Genomic DNA, 771 nt, shown 5'->3' with positions numbered 1-771 from the left:
CGCTCGAACTGCTGCCGCGCATCTCGCGCGCCCAAAGCATGGACGCCCTGTCCAGCCAGGGGGCCTGCGCCGGCTACCAGTGCGGCCTGATCGCCGCGGCCCGCTGCACCAAGTTCTTCCCGATGCTGACCACCGCCGCCGGCACGATCCGTCCGGCCCGCGTGCTGGTCATCGGCGCCGGCGTCGCCGGTCTGCAAGCCATCGCCACGTGCAAGCGCCTGGGCGCCATGGTCGAGGCCTACGACGTTCGTGCCGCAGCGCGAGAACAAATCGAATCACTCGGCGCCAAGTTCGTCGATACCGGCGTTTCGGCCGACGGTGCCGGGGGCTACGCCCGCGAACTGACCACCGAGGAAAAGGCTGCCCAGGCCGAGAAGCTGGCCAAGGCCGTCGCCGCCGCCGACGTGGTGATCACCACCGCCGCCATCCCCGGCAAGAAGGCGCCGCTGATCATCACCCGCGAGATGGTCGGGCGCATGAAGTATGGCGCCATCATCGTCGACATGGCTGCCGAATCCGGCGGCAACTGCGAGCTGACGCAACCGGGCGAACACGTGATCGCCAACGACGTGAACATCCACGGTCCGCTCAACCTGCCGTCGCGCATGCCGACTCACGCTTCGGAGTTGTACGCCAAGAACATCTACAACTTCCTGTCGCCCTGGATCCAGGACGGCCGGCTGCATTTCGACTGGACCGACGACGTGCTGGCCGGCACCGTGCTGTGCAAGGACGGCGCAACGGTTCATGCCACGGTCAAACACGTTCTGG

At 67.2% G+C, this 771-nt stretch carries 1 protein-coding gene; it reads left to right on the top strand.

Translation table 11 applies throughout. The features are described from left to right. Positions 1-38 precede the first annotated feature (38 nt). Positions 39-771: Rossmann-fold NAD(P)-binding domain-containing protein (locus A6M56_RS17760; protein WP_502686941.1), on the top strand; the 733-nt coding region annotated here is incomplete at its 3' end.

The sequence above is a fragment of the Ralstonia sp. RL genome, from assembly GCF_001683835.1.
GTDB classification, from domain to species: domain Bacteria; phylum Pseudomonadota; class Gammaproteobacteria; order Burkholderiales; family Burkholderiaceae; genus Ralstonia; species Ralstonia mannitolilytica.
Note: the sequence above shows the minus strand (reverse complement) of the source record. Positions and strands in the feature narration are given on the sequence as shown.